The 20,710-nt window shown below is 65.1% G+C and carries 16 protein-coding genes; 12 read left to right on the forward strand and 4 right to left on the reverse strand.

Features of this window, described 5'->3' with window-relative positions:
- Positions 1-39: 39 nt before the first annotated feature.
- From AC1DB0_RS09255 to AC1DB0_RS09270, 4 genes are all read left to right on the forward strand, one after another.
- Entirely contained in the window at positions 40-1,503 is a 1,464-nt protein-coding gene (locus AC1DB0_RS09255; RefSeq protein ID WP_476757393.1) for a sodium:solute symporter family protein, read from the forward strand.
- A gap of 49 nt (positions 1,504-1,552) precedes the next feature.
- Positions 1,553-2,599, forward strand: coding sequence for an agmatinase (gene speB, locus AC1DB0_RS09260; protein ID WP_476757394.1), 1,047 nt, complete (start codon positions 1,553-1,555; stop codon positions 2,597-2,599).
- A gap of 340 nt (positions 2,600-2,939) precedes the next feature.
- Positions 2,940-3,953, forward strand: coding sequence for a hypothetical protein (locus AC1DB0_RS09265; protein WP_476757395.1), 1,014 nt, complete (start codon positions 2,940-2,942; stop codon positions 3,951-3,953).
- On the forward strand, positions 3,950-5,092 hold the full coding sequence (locus AC1DB0_RS09270; RefSeq protein WP_342067665.1) for a glycosyltransferase: 1,143 nt from the start codon (positions 3,950-3,952) through the stop codon (positions 5,090-5,092). The genes AC1DB0_RS09265 and AC1DB0_RS09270 overlap by 4 nt, the downstream gene beginning before the upstream one ends.
- A 9-nt stretch (positions 5,093-5,101) precedes the next feature.
- On the opposite strand, the gene AC1DB0_RS09275 is transcribed toward AC1DB0_RS09270, so the two are convergent.
- From AC1DB0_RS09275 to AC1DB0_RS09285, 3 genes are all read right to left on the reverse strand, one after another.
- Positions 5,102-7,033, reverse strand: a complete 1,932-nt coding sequence (locus AC1DB0_RS09275; protein WP_476757396.1) for a bifunctional metallophosphatase/5'-nucleotidase — start codon at positions 7,031-7,033, stop codon at positions 5,102-5,104.
- A gap of 169 nt (positions 7,034-7,202) precedes the next feature.
- Positions 7,203-8,312, reverse strand: a complete 1,110-nt coding sequence (locus tag AC1DB0_RS09280) for an S-(hydroxymethyl)glutathione dehydrogenase/class III alcohol dehydrogenase (protein ID WP_054421138.1) — start codon at positions 8,310-8,312, stop codon at positions 7,203-7,205.
- A gap of 29 nt (positions 8,313-8,341) precedes the next feature.
- The gene (locus tag AC1DB0_RS09285) at positions 8,342-8,632 is read right to left on the reverse strand and encodes a metal/formaldehyde-sensitive transcriptional repressor (RefSeq protein WP_054421139.1); all 291 of its coding nucleotides are present in this window, start codon (positions 8,630-8,632) and stop codon (positions 8,342-8,344) included.
- A 119-nt stretch (positions 8,633-8,751) separates the two neighbouring features.
- Here AC1DB0_RS09285 and hutC point away from each other — a divergent pair, with 119 nt between their 5' ends.
- The 8 genes from hutC to AC1DB0_RS09325 all read left to right on the forward strand — a co-directional run bounded on the left by hutC (position 8,752) and on the right by AC1DB0_RS09325 (position 18,769).
- Positions 8,752-9,495, forward strand: coding sequence for a histidine utilization repressor (hutC, locus tag AC1DB0_RS09290; protein WP_476757397.1), 744 nt, complete (start codon positions 8,752-8,754; stop codon positions 9,493-9,495).
- The gene (locus AC1DB0_RS09295) at positions 9,492-10,088 is read left to right on the forward strand and encodes a HutD/Ves family protein (RefSeq protein WP_476757398.1); all 597 of its coding nucleotides are present in this window, start codon (positions 9,492-9,494) and stop codon (positions 10,086-10,088) included. The genes hutC and AC1DB0_RS09295 overlap by 4 nt, the downstream gene beginning before the upstream one ends.
- A 199-nt stretch (positions 10,089-10,287) precedes the next feature.
- The gene (hutU, locus tag AC1DB0_RS09300) at positions 10,288-11,985 is read left to right on the forward strand and encodes a urocanate hydratase (RefSeq protein WP_476757399.1); all 1,698 of its coding nucleotides are present in this window, start codon (positions 10,288-10,290) and stop codon (positions 11,983-11,985) included.
- The gene (locus AC1DB0_RS09305; RefSeq protein ID WP_476757400.1) at positions 11,969-13,402 is read left to right on the forward strand and encodes a purine-cytosine permease family protein; all 1,434 of its coding nucleotides are present in this window, start codon (positions 11,969-11,971) and stop codon (positions 13,400-13,402) included. Before hutU ends, AC1DB0_RS09305 begins: the two co-directional genes overlap by 17 nt.
- A 45-nt stretch (positions 13,403-13,447) precedes the next feature.
- Positions 13,448-14,977 (forward strand): histidine ammonia-lyase, encoded by a 1,530-nt coding sequence (gene hutH / locus AC1DB0_RS09310; RefSeq protein ID WP_175170616.1) that lies wholly within the window; start codon positions 13,448-13,450, stop codon positions 14,975-14,977.
- 119 nt (positions 14,978-15,096) lie between these two features.
- On the forward strand, positions 15,097-16,506 hold the full coding sequence (locus AC1DB0_RS09315) for an amino acid permease (protein ID WP_346552511.1): 1,410 nt from the start codon (positions 15,097-15,099) through the stop codon (positions 16,504-16,506).
- Between the two features lie 24 nt (positions 16,507-16,530).
- Complete coding sequence (gene hutI / locus AC1DB0_RS09320) at positions 16,531-17,748, forward strand: imidazolonepropionase (protein ID WP_175170614.1); 1,218 nt, start codon at positions 16,531-16,533, stop codon at positions 17,746-17,748.
- Between the two features lie 256 nt (positions 17,749-18,004).
- Positions 18,005-18,769 (forward strand): carbon-nitrogen hydrolase family protein, encoded by a 765-nt coding sequence (locus AC1DB0_RS09325; RefSeq protein ID WP_054421393.1) that lies wholly within the window; start codon positions 18,005-18,007, stop codon positions 18,767-18,769.
- 154 nt (positions 18,770-18,923) lie between these two features.
- Here AC1DB0_RS09325 and AC1DB0_RS09330 read toward each other — a convergent pair whose 3' ends face one another.
- Positions 18,924-20,522, reverse strand: a complete 1,599-nt coding sequence (locus AC1DB0_RS09330; RefSeq protein ID WP_476757401.1) for a methyl-accepting chemotaxis protein — start codon at positions 20,520-20,522, stop codon at positions 18,924-18,926.
- Between the last annotated feature and the right edge of the window lie 188 nt (positions 20,523-20,710).

The following is a 20,710-nucleotide window of genomic DNA, read 5'->3' on the forward strand; positions in this document are numbered from 1 at the left end:
GTGTGATGCCGGCGATAGGCGTGTGGGGAGGTGTGGGACATGATTCTGGACATTGGCGTCGTCTTGATTTATCTGGCGGGCATGTTGCTGCTGGGCTGGTACGGCATGCGGCGCGCGAAGACGCAGGAAGACTTTCTGGTGGCCGGGCGCAATCTGGGGCCGAGCCTGTACATGGGCACCATGGCCGCCACCGTGCTGGGCGGCGCCAGCACCGTCGGCACAGTGCGGCTGGGTTATGTGTACGGCATCTCGGGCTTCTGGCTATGCGCCGCGCTGGGGCTGGGCATCATGGTGCTGAACCTGGTGTTGGCCAAGCCCTTGCTGAAGCTGCGCATCTACACGGTGACGCAGGTGCTTGAACGGCGGTTCAGCGCCAACACCAAGCACGTCAGCGCGCTGGTGATGATGGCGTATGCATTGATGCTGGCGGCCACTTCCGTCATTGCCATCGGCACCGTCATGCAGGTGCTGTTCGGCCTGCCGTTCTGGGTGTCGGTGGTGGTGGGCGGCGGCGTCGTTGCGCTGTATTCCGCCGTGGGCGGCATGTGGTCGCTGACGCTGACCGACATCGTGCAGTTCGTGATCAAGACGGTGGGGCTGATGTTCATTTTGCTGCCCATCTGTTTGATGCGAGTCGGTGGCTGGGATGAGCTCGTCGCGCGTTTGCCTGCCGCCAGCTTCGACATGGCGGCCATCGGCTGGAGCACGATCATCACGTACTTTGTCATCTACTTCCTGGGCATCCTGATCGGGCAGGAAATCTGGCAGCGCGTCTTCACCGCCCGCACGACCCGCGTGGCGCAGGTGGCGGGCACCGTGGCGGGGCTGTACTGCATTGTCTACGGCCTGGTGGGCGCGCTGATCGGCATGACCGCCAAAGTGCTGCTGCCCGATCTGGACAATGTGAACAACGCGTTTGCCGCCATCGTGCAGGCCAGCTTGCCGGACGGTATCCGGGGGCTGGTCATCGCGGCGGCGCTGGCGGCCATGATGTCCACCGCCAGCGCGGCGATGCTGGCCACGTCCACCGTCTTGACCGAAGACCTGCTGCCCGCGCTGCGCGGCGGCCGCGCGTTCACGGATGTGCGCCTGAACCGGCTGATCACGCTGCTGGCGGGCGTGTCGGCGCTGGGTATCGCGCTGGTGGTGGACGACGTGCTCAGCGCCCTGACCTGCGCCTACAACCTGCTGGTGGGCGGCATGCTGGTGCCGTTACTGGGCGCCATCTACTGGCGCCGCGCCACCACCGCGGGCGCCATCGCCAGCATGCTGCTGGGCTGCTTCACCGCGATTGGCTTCATGTTGAAAGACGGGCTGGCGGCCAACACGCCGGTGTATGCCGCGCTGGCAGCCAGCGCCATCAGTTTCATTGCGATCAGCCTGCTGGGCCGCGCGGAGGCGGCGCGGGCATACCGCGACGCGCCCGCCCCGCAGCGACACCGGGAAGCGCCCGCCCCGCAGCGGCATCGCGACGCGCCCGCCCGCCCAGCCGGGGCGGAATGATCCCGCCGACATCAGCCATCCCCCCATCCATCCCTGACAGGAGACCAGCATGACCTACACCCCCGACAAGCTCGCGGCCTTGCGCGCCCGCTTTGGCGGCGACAACGAAGCGCAGATTCACGACCCGCATTTCAGCGCCGTGGCCGCCAACATCATCGACGCCAGCGGCACGCGCAGCGCGCCTTACGCGGGCATGCCCACGCTGATGGATGCGCCCGCACACCAGATCGATTGGAGCGCGCCCGACTTCGGTGACCTGCAAGTGGCGCTGACAGGCGTGCCGATGGATTTGGGCGCCAGCAACCGCAGCGGTTGCCGCTTCGGGCCGCGCGCGCTGCGCGCCATTGAACGCGTCGGCCCGTACCACCACGTGCTGCGCTGTACCCCCACGCGCGACCTGCGCGTGGCCGACATTGGCGACGTGCCCATGCGCAGCCGCTTCAGCCTGGACCAATCGCATCAGGACATCGAAGACACGTATGCCAAGATTCACGCGGCGGGCGTCATGCCGTTGTCCGCCGGCGGCGACCATTCCGTCACGCTGCCGATCCTGCGGGCGCTGGGGCGCGAACAACCGTTGGCGTTGATCCACTTTGATGCGCACTGTGACACCGGTGGCCCGTTCGATGGCAGCCGCTTCCATCACGGCGGCCCGTTCCGCCAGGCCGTGCTGGATGGCGTGCTGGACCCCACCCGCACCATTCAAATCGGCATCCGCGGCGCGGCGGAATACCTGTGGGAATTCTCGTACGCGTCCGGCATGACGGTGATTCACGCCGAAGACATCGCCACGATGGGCGTCCCGGCCATCATCGCCCGCGCCCGCGAGGTGGTGGGCGACTCGCCCGTGTACGTCTCGTTCGATATTGATTGCCTGGACCCGGCGTTCGCACCCGGCACCGGCACGCCAGAGGTTGGCGGCGTGACGGTGCGCGAAGCGCAGGCGATGCTGCGCGGGCTGGCGGGCATCAACATCGTGGGCGGGGATCTGGTTGAAGTGGCGCCGGCCTATGACGCCACGGCGAACACCGCGCATGCGGGCGCGCAGATCATGTTCGAGATCCTGAGCCTGATGAGCGTGCGCCACGCGCGCTGAACGCGGCAACCGGCGGCTGCGGTGCTTGCTTGCAGTCGCCTTTCGTTTTGGCGCAAAACGTAATGGAAGGTACGTTGGCGCGTCCCGCCCGGATCAGGCCGGCTAGTGCCGAAGGCACAGTGCGCATGCACGGTTCTGGTGCAATGTCGACGCGTTTGGCTGCCCCCGTTCCGCTATGTGGGAAGCCCGGAAACGCCAGGTGGCAGCCGCCAAATTAAGGGGCAAATGGCGGCCGCCAATGCTGTTACATCTCAAATGTTTCGAACCCGTCGTGAGGGGGGGCGGCTGAGTAGAATCCGCCTCTCGCTAGGTTTCGCCGCGCTTTCAGTGGCACCCATTCATGACCCGTTTTGCGCTTGTCCCTCGCCTGCTCCGCTCGCGTCCGTTGACCAAAGGCTTTCGCTATTTTTACCGCTACACGCGTGGCGGAGCCTATCGGCACAACGAGACGCTGTGGCCATTGGTGAAGGTGCGGCGCGAAGGCAGTGAGCAACTGGTGGCGTGCGATCTGGTGGGCGTGCGCGGGCCGGCCACGCTGCCGATGGGACAGGTGCCGCGCGCCATTCACGGCGACGCACACCTGATTCTTAGCGGTCCGTCGGTTGCGCAGATCGATTACGCGCAATGCGGTCTACGTTCCGTCATGGGCGTGAACGGGTCCATCGCGCTGCGCCGCCAGCATCCGGCGTTGCGCTTCGATTACTACGCGATGCTGGACGCCGGCTTCGTCAAGCGCCGGCGCGATCTTGTGGCCGAGGTGCTGTCGCAAGACCTGCTGCTGTTCGTCACGCCCGAGGTCTATCGCTGGATTGCCTTCCTGTTTGATGCCGGCGCCATCCGTTGCCGCATCGCGCTGTTCGAAGAAGTGCACCAGCGCGCGCTGCAACCGCGCGCGCAACCTGATGAACTCGAAGCGCAACTGGCGCGTGACCCCGAGCTGGTGCTGTTCGACGCGCACAACCCTGAACACGCGCACGGCTTCAGCCTGAACCCCGCGCGCGGCCTCTTTGGCGGCGGCACCGTGGCATACACGGCGTTGCAGCTGCTGGCCTGGATGGGGGCGCACACCGTGTACCTGCACGGCCTGGACCTGACCGCGGCGGCTGGGCCGCGCTTCTACGAACAACCCGGGGCGCAGTTGGCCACCGCACTTGACCGCCAATTCACCGGCCACATCGAACCCGCTTTCCGCGCGGCCAGCCGCTTGCTCGCCGCACGTGGCGTCAAGGTCTACAACTTGTCTCCCGGCAGCCGTCTGGGCGATGACGTATTCGAAAAGCGTCATTGGAGCTGTTTGCTCAATCAAGGGGAGTCTCCGCCTTCCCCGCAACTGCTCTCGGGCCTTACATCATGAAGATTCTCTACACCAATTTCCATCAGGGCGATGGCGGCGGCCACACCACTTATGTGATGTCGCTGGCGCGCATGCTGCGCCAGCGCGCGCACATTACGGTTGCCGCGCCGCGCGGCAGCCGTCTGCTGGCCGAGGCGCATGCCTTGCCCGGCGTGCATTCCATCGACCTGGAGTTCAAGGGGCGCCCGTTTCAGCAGTTAAGCGCGTTGCGCCGCTTGCGCACCTTGCTGCGCAAAGAGCAGTTCGACGTCATCCATGTGAATGGGTCTGCCGACCACCGCCTGTGCATGCTGGCTACGGTGGGCATGGGCGCCAAGCGTCCGTTCATCGTCTACACGCAACACACCGATCGGGCCTCGAACAGCCTGGGCGTGCGCATGCGCGCGAAGTGGGGCACGAACCGCGTCATCTGCGTGTGCGGCCATACCTTTCGCCGTATGAAAGATTCCGTGTTCCGCGATGAAGACCTGCGGGTGGTGCACAACGGCGTTTGCACGCAGCAATATCAACCGGCCAGCGCAGAAGAAGCGGCGGCGGCGCGTGCCGCCCTGTTGCCGGCCAGCATGCAGCGCCGGCTGGTGATCGGCAGCAACGCCGGCACCGCCATCTACAAGAATTGGCTGGACATGGTGACCGCCGTGTCGCTCTTGCCCGAGCATCAGCGGGATCAGGTCGTGATTCTGATCGCCGGCAAGGCGCCCGATGACGAGCAGCGCCAGCGCGTGGCCGATCTGGCCATGACGGATCAGGTTATTTTCACGGGTCTGCTGGATGACGTGCGCCCGTTCCTGGCGGCGTTGGATGTGGGCTTCGTGCTGTCGTCGCGGCTTGAGACGATTTCGTTTGCCTGCCGCGAAATGATGGCGGCCGGCAAGCCCGTCATCGTCAGCAAGGTGGGCGGATTGACCGAGAACGTGACCGACGGCCGCAACGGCTGGGTGGTGCCGCCCGGTTCAGTCAGCAGCGTGCTGACGACGGTATCGTCGATTTTGAATGACCGCAGCATCGCCGTGAAGATGGGGCAAGAAGCCCGCAACACGGCGCTGCGGGAATTTTCGCTGGCGCGCTTCGTCGGCCAGACCGAAAAGGTGTACTTGGAAGGCCAGACGCCAGGCCGGCAATTCGGCCTGACCTCCTGATCCGTTCCTTTATTCGCTATACGACTTGGTGCTGTACAGGCTGACGGGCAGCAGGTTCAGCACGGGCAGGCCGGACACGGGGTCCTTGGCTTGCTTGTCGATATAGCTTTGCAGCACGTCGGCGTCCAGCACGCCGATGTCCTGACGGCGTTCGGCGGGCACGCTCGCCAGCGTCTTGTAGCCGTCGCCGCCGGTTGCGTTAAAGCTCAACACGAACAACTTGTAGGTGCGCGCGGCGTTAAGCGGCTGCCACGTGCTGGTGGCCGCATCCAGCACTTCGATGTTGGTGACGCGGCTGCCCTGCGCTTGCGCGCCGTTCACATCCCAGCGCAAGCCGCCCGTGTACGGGTACGGGCCGGTGGAGCCGCCTGCGCCAAACACTGCCTGCATGCCGTCTTCCAACATGCCCTTGACCTCGGCGCCGGTTACGTCCAGACGCCACAGCATGTTGCCGAACGGCACCACCTCGATCACATTGGCCGCCGTCACATTGCCCTTGAGCGCCACGCGCACGCCGCCGCCGCTTTGCAGCGTGATGTCTGCGCCGCCGTAGTTGGCGTTGGCCACATCCAGATAGGCTTGCGCCACCAGTTGCTGCATGTCGCCACCGCGCAGGTCGACGCTGCCCAGGGTGTTGCAGTCAGCGCTTGAGCGGCTGCGGTCACGCGTCAGCCCCGGCACGCGGCGCGAGCACAGCTCTTGCGGAACCGAGGCCACGATGCTGGCGCTGAAGGTGTCCACCTTTGCCTTGAACGGCTGCAACACGGCCGTGGCCTGGGCGTCCGGCTGCTGGATGCGCAGGAAGCCGCTGGCCGCCACATCGGCAAGCATGGCGGTGTTGTCGGCGGCGGCGGGGGCGGCGCCGCCCACCGTCAGCGCGTCGCCCATCAGCACGTGCGGCGTGCCGGCGCATTCGGTCACGTCGCCGTTGGCGTCGAAGCTGACCTTCAGTTCGCCCACCACCTGCGAGTATTCCCAGGCCTGCACCAGGCAGACGCGCTTGCCGTCCTTGTTTTGCAGCACGGTCGGGTAAGCGCCCGACGGCGTGCCCACGCCGTAGCTCACCATCGAATCCGGGCCCAGCAGCGTGTGTGAATCACCGCCCACCACGACGTCAACGCCGCTCAGCTTGGGAATGATCTGCTTGTCGTAGTCGTAGCCGATATGGCTCATCACCACGATCTTGTTCACGCCTTGGGCGCGCAGTGCGTCGATCTGCGTTTGCGCGGCGGCGGCTTCATCCGAGAACAGCGTGCCCGCGTCGGGGCTGGACGATTGCTGCGTCTTGTTGGCGATGGTCAGGCCAACCAGGCCGATCGCCTGGCCGTCGCGCTGCAACACGATCGACGGCTTGACCATGCCGGGGGCGCGTGACGGATTCAACGCCGAGGCGTCGGCGAACGTGACGTTGGCGCTCAGCACCGGCGTCTGGCATGTGCCGGCGTGCAGCAGGTCGATAAAGCGCTTCAATCCGGTGTCGCCCTTGTCGAACTCGTGGTTGCCGAGCGTCATCGCGTCAAAGCACACCGTGTTCATCATGGCCGCATCGGCCTCGCCGGCTTCGCCCGCGCGGTTGAAGTACAGCGTGCCGGTGTTGGCGTCGCCCGCGTGCAGTTTCAGCACGTTGGCGGACTGCGCCGACAGCGCGTTGATGGCGCCGGTGACGCGCGGGAAACCTCCCACGTCCACATTCGCCGTCACCGCCGTACCGGCGGCGTTCTTCAGCTTCAGATCTTTTTTCTTGCTGTCCAGATTGGAGTGATGATCGTTGATGTGCAGGATCGTCAGTTCCATCGGCCGGCTGGCGGCGGGTTGCTCGGGCGCGGGCTGTTCTGGCGCCGGGCTGGCGGACGTGTCGTCATCATCGTCATTGCCGCCGCAACCGGCCAGCAACAGGGCGCTCAGCATGGCCGCGCCCGCATTCCTCTTCCACGTAATCATTCGTGTGATCCCTCGTTTATGAAGGGCGAATGGTTGCGGCCGAAGATGACGTGAAGATGAATGACAGCGGTGTCATGAACGCGCGCGAACTTGTCTTGGGCGCGTCATAAAAAAACAGGCCCGGCGCATTGCGCGCCGGGCCTGCCGGAACCTGCCGCGAACGTGACGCTTAGAAGTGAATCACGGTGCGGATCGACTTGCCTTCATGCATCAGGTCGAAGGCTTCGTTGATGCGTTCCAGCGGCAGCGTGTGCGTCACGAACGGGTCCAGATCGATCTTGCCGCTCATGGCGTCTTCGACCATGCCCGGCAGCTGCGTGCGGCCCTTCACGCCACCGAAGGCGGAACCGCGCCACACGCGGCCCGTGACCAGCTGGAACGGACGCGTGCTGATTTCCTGGCCCGCGCCGGCCACGCCGATGATGATGCTTTCGCCCCAGCCCTTGTGGCAGCATTCCAGCGCCGCGCGCATCACGTGCACGTTGCCGATGCACTCGAACGAGAAGTCCACGCCGCCGTCGGTCAGTTCGACGATGACGTCCTGGATGGGCTTGTCGTAGTCCTTGGGGTTGATGCAATCGGTGGCGCCCATGGCGCTGGCCAGCACGAACTTGTTCGGGTTGGTGTCCACCGCGATGATGCGGCCGGCCTTGGCCTGCACCGCGCCCTGGATCACGGCCAGGCCAATGCCGCCCAGGCCGAACACGGCGACGGTGTCGCCTTCCTTGACCTTCGCGGTGTTGTGCACGGCGCCAATGCCCGTGGTAACGCCACAGCCCAGCAGGCAGACCTTTTCATGGGGGGCGGCGGGGTTGATCTTGGCCAGCGAGATCTCGTTGACGACCGAGTATTCGCTGAACGTCGAGCAGCCCATGTAGTGGTAGATCGGCTTGCCTTCGTAGCTGAAGCGCGACGTGCCATCGGGCATCAGGCCCTTGCCCTGGGTGGCGCGCACCTTCTGGCACAGGTTGGTCTTGCCGGACAGGCAGAACTTGCACTCGCGGCATTCGGCCGTGTAGAGCGGAATGACGTGGTCGCCGGGTTTCAGGGACGTGACGCCTTCGCCCACTTCCACGACGATGCCCGCGCCTTCGTGGCCCAGCACGGCGGGGAACAGGCCTTCAGGGTCGTCGCCGCTGAGGGTGAAGGCGTCGGTGTGGCAGACGCCGGTGTGGGTGATCTGCACCAGCACCTCGCCGCGCTGCGGCGGGGCGACGTCGATTTCAACAATTTCCAGCGGCTTGCCGGGTCCGAATGCGACTGCTGCGCGTGATTTCATAGCGGTTACTCCACGAATGTCGGGTGGGCTTACTTCAAATAGGAACGGACGATGCGCATCAGTTGATCGACCTCGGCTGCGGGGTCGATCTTCGCGTCTGGCGGCCCGCCCTGGGCGGATTGCAGGAAGGTTTCCCGGAGATGGCTTTCCAGCACTTCGGCCATCAGGCCGGTGGCGGCGCCGCGCAAGGCGGCCAGTTGCTGCAACAGCGCGCCGCACTCCGTGCCTTCATTGACCGCGCGTTCCAATGCTAACGCCTGCCCCTGGATACGGCGCAGGCGGGTGACGACACGCTTCTTTTCTTCCGGCGAATGCGGCACGGCAGGCTCCGAAAACGATACAGGGGGGGAGTATACGGAAATTCGGTTCCCGTTCGCAAGACATGTGTACCTGTCTATACTAGAACCCGATTTTTCCCGTCGCACACCAGGACTCCCCCGTGGCTTCTTCCCCCCCTCGATTGCCCGCCCAGACCAACGCCCTGCCCGCCCCGCTATACGCACAGGTCAAGCAGATGATTGCGCAGCAGATACGCAGCGGCGCCTGGCCCGCGCACTACCGTGTGCCGTCCGAAAGCGAACTGGTCGATGAATTGGGTTTCAGCCGCATGACGATCAACCGCGCGCTGCGCGAGCTGACGTCCGAGGGCCTGCTGGTGCGCATGCAGGGCGTGGGCACGTTTGTGGCGCAGCCCAAGGCGCGGTCGGCGCTGTTTGCCGTCAACAACATTGCCGACGAGATTGCGGCGCGCAATCACCGCCATCACAGCCGCGTCGTGCGCCTGGCCGAAGAGGCGGCGGGCGCGGAACAGGCGCAGGCGCTGGAGATCCGTGCGGGCCAGCCGGTGTTCCATTCCATCATCGTCCATTTCGAAGACGACGTGCCGATTCAGCTGGAAGACCGTTACGTCAATGTGCGGCTTGCGCCGGACTATCTGAAGCAGGATTTCACGCAGAGCACGCCCTACGAATACCTGACGCGTGTTGCGCCCTTGAGCGAAGGCGAACACGTCGTTGAAGCCATTCTGGCCAAGCCGCGAGAATGCCAGTTGCTACAGATCGAACGCGATGAACCCTGCTTGCTGATCAGCCGCCGCACGTGGTCGGGCGACCGCGCCGTCACCCTGGCGCGCCTGATCCACCCCGGCTCACGCCACCGCCTGGAAGGCAAGTTCACGACATGACTACCCCCGACATCCATCTGTACCGCGCGGCCGATTATCCGCGCATGCCGTGGCGCAACGGCGGCGGCACGACACAAGAGGTTGCCTGCAACCCGGGCGGCAGCACGGCGGCGTTCGATTGGCGCCTGTCCATTGCTGATGTGGCGCAGGACGGCGGCTTCTCTGCGTTTACGGGGTATCAGCGCATCATCACGGTGCTGGAAGGCCAGGGCATCCAGCTGACGGTCGATGGCCACGAACAAGCGCCGCTTGCGCCGCGCAAGGCCTACGCGTTCTTGGGTGATGCGCAGGTGGATTGCCGGCTGCTCGGCGGCGCCATCCGCGATTTCAATCTGTTCTATGCGCCGGCGCGTTATCACGCGCGGCTGCAATGGGTGTCGGCGGCCTGCACCTTTCACAGCGCGGCGCACAGCGTGCTGGTGCTGAATGCGGGCCAGGAGTTGACGGTGCGCATCAACGGCGCGGCGCACGCGTTGCCGTCGCGCTATGACTGCCTGCATGTGGAAGGCCAGAGCGGGCTCGCGCAATACCAGCTGGATGCCGCGGGCGCGGTGGATGCCTGCGTCATTGAATTGCAGCCCCGCGCTTGCTGAACGCCTGACCCCTGGCCGGGGTGATCCCATTGGTTATCGAACATGCCGGACCTGATCAAGGTCCGGCATTTTTCATTGGGGAAATCCCTGAGCCAAATAATGGTCTTCTCATCTTGTATATACAAGCATAGGCATCCTATGATTCGGGCAACCGCCGCGCCGCGTCGTTCGCGCGGCCGAACCGATCAAGGAGAGCCTCTTGGACCAACCGACCCGATATCGCGACGTCGTCATCCGCGCCCCGCGCGGCAATCAACTGACCGCCAAGAGCTGGCTCACCGAAGCCCCTTTGCGCATGCTGATGAACAACCTCGACCCCGACGTGGCCGAGAACCCCAAAGAACTGGTGGTGTATGGCGGCATTGGCCGCGCCGCGCGCGACTGGGACTGCTACGACAAAATCGTTGAATCGCTCAAGGAACTGAACGACGACGAGACGCTGCTGGTGCAATCGGGCAAGCCCGTTGGCGTGTTCAAGACGCATGCCAACGCGCCGCGCGTGCTGATCGCAAACTCGAACCTGGTGCCGCACTGGGCCACGTGGGAACACTTCAACGAGCTCGACGCCAAGGGTCTGGCCATGTACGGCCAGATGACCGCCGGCAGCTGGATCTACATCGGCAGCCAGGGCATCGTCCAAGGCACCTACGAAACCTTTGTCGAAGCCGGCCGCCAGCACTATGGCGGCAGCCTGACGGGCCGCTGGGTGTTGACGGCGGGCCTGGGCGGCATGGGCGGCGCGCAGCCGCTGGCGGCAACGCTTGCCGGCGCGTGCTCGCTGAACATCGAATGCCAGCAAAGCCGCATCGATTTCCGCCTGCGCACACGCTATGTCGACGAACAAGCCACCGATCTGGATGACGCGCTGGCGCGCATCGGCCGCTACACCAAGGAAGGCCGCGCGGTGTCCATCGCGCTGTGCGGCAACGCCGCCGACGTCCTGCCCGAGCTGGTGCGCCGTGGCGTGAAGCCTGACCTTGTCACCGACCAGACCAGCGCGCATGATCCGCTGAACGGTTATCTGCCCGCCGGCTGGACGTGGGACGACTACCGCGAACGCGCCAAGCGCGAACCTGCCGCCGTCATCAAGGCCGCCAAGCAATCGATGGCAGTGCATGTGCAAGCGATGCTGGCGTTCAAGCATCAGGGCATTCCCACGTTCGACTACGGCAACAACATCCGGCAGATGGCCAAGGAAGAAGGCGTGGCCGATGCGTTCGACTTTCCCGGCTTTGTGCCCGCCTACATCCGGCCGCTGTTCTGCCGTGGCGTGGGCCCGTTCCGCTGGGCCGCGCTGTCGGGCGACCCGCAAGACATCTACAAAACGGACGCCAAGGTCAAGGAACTGATTCCCGACGACGCGCATCTGCACCACTGGTTAAGCATGGCGCGCGAGCGCATCAGCTTCCAGGGCTTGCCGGCGCGTATCTGCTGGGTCGGCTTGGGCGCACGCGCCAAGCTCGGTCTGGCCTTCAATGAAATGGTGCGGTCTGGCGAATTGTCTGCGCCCATCGTCATCGGCCGCGACCACCTGGATTCCGGCTCGGTCGCCAGCCCCAACCGCGAAACCGAAGCCATGCGCGACGGCTCGGACGCCGTGTCTGACTGGCCGCTGCTGAACGCCCTGCTGAACACCGCCAGCGGCGCAACCTGGGTTTCGCTGCATCATGGCGGCGGCGTGGGCATGGGCTTCTCGCAGCATTCGGGCATGGTGATCGTGTGCGACGGCACCGACGCCGCCGCCGAACGCATCGCCCGCGTACTGACCAACGACCCGGCCACCGGCGTGATGCGGCATGCCGACGCCGGCTACGACATCGCGATCGAATGCGCGAAGGAACAGGGCTTGAACCTGCCCATGGTGACCTCGGGGCAACGCGATGGCGCAACACGGTGAGCCAGGCGCCGCGCCGCTGATCGAGCGGCGCTCCATTGACTACATTCCGGAATCTGAGCGGCACGGCAAGCTCTACAGCCAGTTCACGCTGTGGATGGGCGCCAACCTGCAGATCACGGCCATTGTCACCGGGGCGCTTGCCGTGGTGTTGGGGGGTGACGTCTTCTGGTCGCTGATTGGCTTGTTCATCGGGCAGGTGCTGGGCGGCGGGGTGATGGCGCTGCATGCGGCGCAAGGCCCGAAGCTGGGCCTGCCGCAGATGATCTCCAGCCGCGTGCAGTTCGGCGTGTACGGCGCGGCGATACCGATCGTGCTGGTGTGCCTGATGTACCTGGGCTTCACCGCCACGGGCACGGTGTTGTCGGGGCAGGCGCTGGGCCAGTTGTTCGGCGTCAGCGACACCTCCGGCATCCTGATCTTCGCGGCCGTGATCATCGCGGCCACGCTGTTCGGCTACCGCGTGATCCACATCATCGGCCGCATCGCCACGGTGTTCGGGCTGATCGCCTTCGTGTACCTGTTCAGCCGCGTTATTGCGGTGGGAGACGTGGGCCAGCTGCTGCAGATCCGGCATTTCAGTTGGGACAAATTCCTGCTGGCCGTGTCGCTCGCGGCATCGTGGCAGATCGCGTATGGCCCTTACGTAGCGGACTATTCGCGTTACCTGCCCAGCCGCACGTCTCCGGTGAAGACGTTTCTGGCGGTGGGGCTGGGGTCTGTCTTGGGCGCGCAGATTGCGATGGTGCTGGGCGTGCTGGCTGCGGCCATGGCGGCGGGCCAGTTCGCGGGGCGCGAGGTGGCGTACATCGTCGGGCTGGGCGGCACGGGCACGATGGCGGCGCTGCTGTACTTCAGCATCGCGTTTGGCAAGGTCACGATTTCCACGCTGAATTCGTACGGCAGCTTCATGTGCATCGCAACCATCGTCAGCGGCTTTCGGGGCCATGTCGAGATCACGCGGCGCCAGCGTGCGGTGGCGGTGGTGCTGATCGTGGGTGCGGCGACGGCCGTGGCGCTGATCGGCCAGCATTCTTTCCTGAACGCATTCAAGTCCTTCATCCTGTTCCTGCTGGCGTTCTTCGTGCCGTGGAGCGCGGTGAATCTGGTGGACTACTACTTCGTCAACCGCGAGCGCTACGACGTGCCGGCGCTGTCCGACCCGAACGGGCGTTACGGGCGTTGGAATATGCCCGGCATTCTGGTTTATGCGTTTGGCGTGCTGGTGCAGATGCCCTTTATCTCGACGAAGCTTTACACCGGCCCGATGGTCGAGCGGCTGGGGGGTGTGGATATCTCGTGGATCATCGGGCTGATCGTGCCCAGCATCCTTTATTACCTGTTTGCGCGGCGCGGGCCGCGTCCTGAGGCCGATGCGTGCGACGCGTCGGCGCGGCGGCCCACGCATGAACCCGCGTAACCACGACATTGCATGAAGCCGGCTGACCGGCGTAGGAGATCAAGAATGGATTTGCATATCAAGCCCGGCCACCTGACCTTGTCGGATCTGCGCCGTGTGTATCACGAGCCCGTGCGCCTGACGCTGGACGCCAGTGCGGCGGACCCCATCGACGCCAGCGTGGCGACGGTTGAACGCATCATCGCGGAAGGCCGTACCGTGTACGGCATCAACACCGGGTTTGGCTTGCTGGCCTCTACCAAGATCGCGCGCGAAGACCTGCAAGCCTTGCAGACGTCGCTGGTGCGCTCGCACGCGGCGGGCGTGGGCGAGGCGCTGGATGACGCGATGGTTCGCCTGATCATGGTGTTGAAAATCAACAGCCTGGCGCGTGGTTATTCCGGTATCCGCCGCCACGTCATCGACAGCCTGATTGCGCTGGTGAACGCGGGCGTCTACCCGCACATCCCGCTGAAAGGCTCGGTCGGCGCATCGGGTGACCTGGCCCCGCTTGCGCATATGTCGCTGGTGCTGCTGGGCGAAAGCCGCGCGCGCTTCCAAGGCGAATGGCTGCCTGCGCAAGAGGCGCTGGCGCGTGCAGGCCTTGTGCCGCTGACGCTTGCCGCCAAGGAAGGGCTGGCGCTGCTGAACGGCACGCAGGTGTCCACGGCCTACGCGTTGCGTGGCCTGTTCGAAGCCGAAGACATGATGGCTGCGGGGCTGGTTTGCGGCAGCCTGAGCGTGGAAGCCATGCTGGGCTCGCGCGTGCCGTTTGACGCCCGCATTCACGCCGCACGCGGCCAGCCCGGCCAGATCGCCGTGGCGGCCGTGTACCGCGAACTGTTGGGCGACGATAGCGAAGTCGGCCATTCGCATGCGGATTGCGAAAAGGTGCAAGACCCCTACTCCCTGCGCTGCCAGCCGCAAGTGATGGGCGCCTGCCTGACGCAGATTCGTCATGCGGCGCAGGTGCTGCAAATTGAAGCAAACGCGGTGTCCGACAACCCGCTGGTGTTCACCGCCCAAGGCGACGTGATTTCTGGCGGCAACTTCCATGCGGAACCGGTGGCGCTGGTGGCCGACAACCTGGCGCTGGCGCTGGCGGAAATTGGCGCGCTGTCTGAACGGCGCATCGCGCTGATGATGGACAAGCATATGTCGCAGCTGCCGCCGTTCCTGGTTGCAAAGGGCGGCGTCAACTCGGGCTTCATGATCGCCCAGGTCACGGCCGCCGCGCTGGCCAGCGACAACAAGGCGCTGGCGCACCCCGCCAGCATTGACAGCATGCCCACGTCCGCCAACCAGGAAGACCACGTTTCCATGGCGCCCAACGCGGGCAAGCGCCTGTGGGCCATGGCTGAGAACGTGCGCGACATCCTGGCCATCGAATGGCTGGGCGCCTGCCAGGGCCTGGACTTCCGCGAAGGCTTGAAGACGTCGCCCAAGCTTGAGCAGGCGCGCCGCGCGCTGCGCGAGCAGGTGCCGCATTACGAAGAAGACCGCTTCTTCGCGCCTGACATCGCGGCGGCCAGCGGCCTGCTCAGCGCGCATGTCATGAATGGCCTGATGCCCGCCGGCCTGCTGCCCAGCCTTTGATTTCGATGTTGCGGCCGTCGTTTGACGGCCGCCATTGCTGCGCCGTGCGCACGCGCCCATAGAAGGCGCTCGCGCGGCGTTTGATGCTGTACGCCTATAAAACAAGTACGGAGACAGACATGCAAGCACAACCGCAGGATCTCAAACGGGGACTCAACGCCAGACATATCCGGTTCATGGCGTTGGGTTCGGCCATTGGCACGGGGCTGTTCTACGGATCAGCCAAGGCCATTCAAGAGGCTGGCCCGTCGGTGCTGCTGGCCTACATCGTGGCGGGCGCCGCCGTGTACATGGTGATGCGCGCGTTAGGGGAAATGGCGGTGCGCAACCCGGTGTCGGGTTCGTTCGGGCATTACGCCACCAGCTATCTCGGCCCGATTGCGGGCTTTCTCACGGGCTGGACCTATGCGTTTGAGATGATCATCGTGTGCCTGGCCGACATCACGGCGTTCGGGCTTTACATGGGTTTCTGGTACCCCGACGTGCCGCGCTGGATCTGGGTGCTGTCGATCGTGTTCTTCATTGGCGCCATCAACCTGCTGTCGGTGAAGGTGTTTGGCGAACTGGAATTCTGGCTGTCGCTGCTGAAGGTGGGCGCCATCATTGCGATGATCGCGGGCGGCCTGGGCATCATGCTGTTTGGTTTCGGCCTGAGCGCGGATACCGCGGCAACCGGTGTGCATAACCTGTGGGAGCACGGCGGCTTCATGCCCAATGGCGTGGGCGGGCTGATTGCGTCGCTGGCGGTGGTGGTGTTTGCGTTTGGCGGCATTGAAATCATCGGTATCACGGCGGGCGAAGCCAAGGACCCGGGCCGCACCATTCCGCGCGCCATCAACGCGGTGCCGATGCGCATTCTGCTGTTCTATGTGCTGACGCTGTTCGTGCTGATGTCGATCTTCCCCTGGACCCAGATCGGCAGCAAGGGCAGCCCTTTCGTGCAGATCTTCGATAGCCTGGGCATTGGCTCCGCGGCCACCATTCTCAATATCGTGGTGATCTCGGCGGCGGTGTCGGCTATCAACAGCGACATCTTCGGCGCGGGCCGCATGCTGTATGGCATGGCGCAGCAAGGCCAGGCGCCGCGCGGGTTCGCGGCCGTCTCCCAGAACGGCGTGCCGTGGATGACCGTGGTGGTGATGTCGATTGCGCTGCTGCTGGGCGTGCTGCTGAACTACCTGATTCCCGAGGGCGTGTTCATGCTGATCGCTTCCATCGCTACCTTTGCCACGGTGTGGGTCTGGCTGATGATCCTGTTGTCGCAAGTGGCGATGCGGCGCAAGATGAGCGCGGAAGAGGTCGCGGAATTGAAATTCCCGGTGCCGTTCTGGCCTGTGGGTCCGCTGCTGGCCATTGCGTTCATGGTGTTCGTGATTGCCGTGCTGGGTTATTTCCCGCGCACGCAGGCCGCGCTGGCCGTGGGCGTGGTGTGGATTGCGCTGCTTTGCGTGGCGTACCGTTTCTGGGTCTATCCCAATCGTCCGGGTGACGGCGGCATTTCCGTGCCGTTGGCGCAAGGTTCGGACTGATGTAGTTGCTTTCAGGAGATGTGCATGAGACAGGTCTGGCGACACTGCCACGCCGCCACGATGGCGGGTGGCGGCTATGCGGTGATTGAGCGCGCGGCCATCGTGACGCGCGCCGATCGTATCGAATGGATCGGGCCAGAGGCCGAGTTGCCAGGCGTGGATGCGGCGCATGTCCATGATCTGGGCGGGGCGTGGGTTACGCCCGGCCTGATCGACTGCCATACCCATCTGGTGTTTGGCGGCAACCGCAGCACCGAGTTCGAACAACGCCTGCAAGGCGTGGACTATGCAACGATCGCCGCGCAAGGCGGCGGCATTGCCAGCACCGTGCGCGCCACCCGCGAAGCCTCGGAAGACGAACTCTATGTCAGCGCGCGCAAGCGTGCGCTGCATCTGCTGCGCGACGGCGTCACCACGCTTGAGGTCAAGTCGGGCTACGGGCTGGATTTGCCCAACGAACGCAAGATGCTGCGCGTGGCGCGCCGGCTGGGCCAGACGCTGCCGCTGACGGTGCAGGCGACCTGCCTTGCCGCGCACGCGCTGCCGCCCGAATTCCGCGGGCGGCCCGACGATTACATCGACGAAGTGGCGCGCCGCATGTTGCCGGTGCTGGCCGCCGAAGGGCTGGTGGATGCGGTGGATGCGTTCTGTGAGCATCTGGCGTTTTCGCCTGAACAGGTCGAACGCGTGTTCCAGGCCGCGAGGCATCTGGATTTGCCCGTGAAGCTGCATGCCGAGCAGTTGTCGTCGCTGCATGGCGCAAGTTTGGCGGCGCGTTATGGCGCCTTGTCGGCGGACCATCTTGAATACCTGACCGAAAGCGATGTGCTGGCCATGGCCCAGGCTGGCACGGTGGCGGTGTTGTTGCCCGGCGCGTTCTACGCCTTGCGTGAAACGCAGCTGCCACCGCTGGAACTGCTGCGCCGCCATGGTGTGCCGATTGCGATTTCCACCGACCTGAACCCGGGTACGTCGCCCGTGTTGTCGTTGCGGCTGATGCTGAGCATGGCATGTACCTTGTTCAAGATGACGCCGGAAGAGGCGCTGGCGGGCGCCACCGTACACGCGGCACGCGCGTTGGGCTTGCAGGCCACGCATGGGGCGCTTGAGGCCGGCAAGGTGGCGGACTTTGTCGCGTGGGACATCGCGCATCCGTCGGAGTTGGCGTACTGGATTGGCGGGGACCTGCCCAAGCGCGTGATTCGCCACGGCGCGTTGCTGGACATGGCGGCGCTGGCCTGAACCGCGCGGAACGCGCACGGCTTTGCGGTCGAAGGGGATGCCGTGCGCGGCCACACGGCTGCGGCGGAAAACGGACCACGACGCGCCGGATACGGACCACGACGCGCCGGATACGGACCACGACGCGTCGGATACGGACCACGACGCGACAGATACGGACCACGTGCGCCGCTACCGCACTATCGCCACGCGCGGCGTTCTACGATGTGGCCTGACCGTGCCCGATGCCGGGCGCGCCGCGCATCCAGGAGAACGTATGCGGATCTGCATGATGGAAGGGCCGGTGGATCTGGCCCCCGATAGCCCCACGTGGGCAGGCATTGCCGAGCGCATTGCCGAATTGGAACCCGACCTGCTCGTCACGAACGAGATGCCTTTTGGCGAGTGGCTCGCGGGCTCGCCCGTCTACGATCCGGCGCGTGCGGCCGAATCCGTGCGCATGCACGAAGCGGGCCTGACCGCGCTGGCGGCTCTGCCGGTGCCGGCTATTGTCTCGTCCCGCCCCATACCCGCAGGCGACCGGCTGGCAAACGAAGCCTTCGCCTTGCAGGGCGGGCGCTACACGCGCCTGCATCACAAGCAGTACTTTCCGGAAGAGCCGGGGTTCTTTGAAGCCACCTGGTTTCGTCCGGCGATGGAGGGGTTTGAAGTCGTCGACGTGGGCGGCATTCGTCTGGGCGTGCAGCTGTGCACCGAGCTGATGTTCAACGAACGGTCGCGTCGATACGGACGCGACGGGGCAGAGCTGATCGTGGTGCCGCGCGCAAGCGGCGCATCCATCGGGCGTTGGCTGACCGCGGGCGCGATGGCGGCCATCACGTCCGGTTGCTACGTGGTCAGTTCCAACCGCGCTGGGCGCACCGCCGACGGCCAGGTATTCGGTGGCCGCGCGTTCGCCTTCCAGCCCAACGGCGAGCCGCTGGCGCAATCCACCGACACGGAATCCATCGTGGTGGTCGACGTGGACCCGGCGCGTTCACGCGCGCAGCAGTCGCAATACCCCTGCTACGTGAAGGAATAGGTGGGGGGCGCCGAGCTGGGAGCGCCGAGCTGGGGGCGCCGAGTTGGGTGCGCCTGGCCGGCCGGACCTGGCCGGCCGCACCTGGCCGGCCGGACCTGGCCGGCCGCACCTGGCCGGCCGCACCTGGCCGGCCGCACCTAGCCGGCCGCCGCCCTCAGGCCGCGATGGCGATGGCGCGTTGGTCCTGGATCAGCGGCGGCAAACGGAACGCGCTGACCGCGCTCTGCAAACGCTGCGCCTGCGTTTCAAGCGAAGACGCGGCGGCCGCCGCTTCTTCGACCAGCGCCGCGTTTTGCTGCGTGACCTGATCCATCTGGTTCACCGCGGTGTTCACTTGGTCGATACCCGTCACCTGTTCGTGCGATGCGGATGCGATGTCGTTGACCAGCAGGGTCAGGCGTTCGATGGTCGACAGAATCTCTTCCATCGTGCGCCCCGCAGCTTCCACCTGCACTGAGCCCGCCTGCACCGTGGCGCCGGACGTGTTGAGCAGCTGCTTGATTTCTTTGGCGGCGCCCGCGCTGCGCTGCGCCAGCGACCGCACTTCAGCCGCCACCACGGCAAAGCCCTTGCCCTCCTCGCCCGCACGCGCCGCTTCCACTGCTGCGTTCAAGGCCAGGATGTTGGTCTGGAAAGCGATGCCGTCGATCACGCTGACAATGTCTTCGATGCGGCCCGAGTCCTGCGCAATTTCGCGCATGGTGCTGACGGCTTGCTTGACCGCCTGGCCGCCGCGCTGAACCACTTCGCTGGCGGTGGCCGCCATCTGGTTGGCCTGGCGGGCATTTTCGGCGTTGCTGGTGACGGTGGACAGCAGCTGCTCCATGCTGGCGGCGGTTTCCTCAAGCGAGGCCGCCTGCTGCTCGGTGCGGCTGGACAAGTCCTGGTTGCCGGCCGCGATCTCGCTGGACCCCGTGTTGATCTCGATGACGCCTTCGCGCACCGCGTGCACCGTGTGTACCAGGCTCGCCTGCATCTCTTGCAGGTACGGAATCATCTGGCCCACGCAGTTGGCGCCATAGTGCGGAATGGGCGCCGTCAGGTCGCCGCTGGCGATGCGCCGGAAATGGGCTTTGATGGATTCCAGCGGTTGCCGCACGAACACCACCACATAGCGGTCGCCCAGCACCAGCAGCAACAGGCAGATGCCCAGCACAACGCCCATGCCGATGTAAGCCTGCTGGCGCTTGTTGGCCGCATCGGCCCACAACTGGGTTTCGCGTTCCTTGGCGTAAGCCTCGTAGTTTTCGATGCTCTTGCCGAAGGCGCGGCTGGAGGCGACGACGGCGCTTGCCGCGTGCGCACGGGCGCGCGGGATGTCGCCCGCGTCCAGATGCTGACGCTGCACGGCGATGCCGCCGTTGACCAGCGCGTCAAAGCCCGCTTGCATGGGCTCCAGGATGGCGGCGGGCGCGTCCTTTTTGGCCAGTTCGATAAAGACCGCTTGCTGCTTGCGGGCTTCGTTCAGCGCGGCGTCGATGCTGCGCCCTTCTTCGGCGGCTTGGGCCGCCTGGCCATCGCTGGCGTATTCCAGCTGGCGCGACAGGCGCAAGCGCGCTCGCATGATCTGATCATTGACCCGGGACAGGGCGGAGACTTCGTGCAGGAGTTCGTTGCTGTCGGCAAGCGCCTCGCCGGCGCTGTGCAATCCGTTGACGCTGATGGCCGACAGGCCGGTAATCAGGGCGCTGATCATGAGCAAAGTGCACAGAATCATGCGGCGGATCGTGATGTCTTTCAAAAACTGTGTCATGCGTGTCGTTCCCAGATACAGCGAGTGCTGCAACGACAATTACGACCTCGCCGCTGGGATATTTAGCGGCTGTTTCACAACTTACGAATATGTCGGCGTGTTGCTTGAATATATTGAAAGATAGCGCAACATTGTTGCGTTTTGGTGCCATCTGAGCGATGCGTTGCCGGCTGGGTTGGCGGCATAGT

This window comes from Achromobacter sp. 10T422 (assembly GCF_056394065.1).